Source organism: Bartonella sp. MR168JLCBS, from assembly GCF_042194175.1.
On the sequence record NZ_JBHIMP010000545.1, the window covers coordinates 351 to 592 of the forward strand.

General features: G+C 40.5%; 1 protein-coding gene. It reads right to left on the reverse strand.

Annotated elements, in window-relative coordinates; translation table 11 throughout:
• The coding region (locus tag ACFIK8_RS12545) for a 3'-5' exonuclease (protein ID WP_375669614.1) at positions 1-242 on the reverse strand (242 nt) is incomplete at both ends.

Below are 242 nucleotides of genomic sequence, written 5' to 3' on the forward strand. Positions count from 1 at the left end.
TAAGGCATCACGTATTTCCATTCGTTCATAAAAACGTGGTCCACCAATGACGCGGTAATTGAGACCAAGTGTTACAAACCAATCTTCAAATTCACGCATCTGAAATGATGCACGCACCAATATAGCTATATGGTTTAATGAATGACCAGCTTGTTGCGCTTGTTCAATTTCTTCTCCGATGGCGCGCGCTTCTTTTTGCGAATCCCATGCTGCGTGAATTTTTACTTTTTCTTCTTCAATAT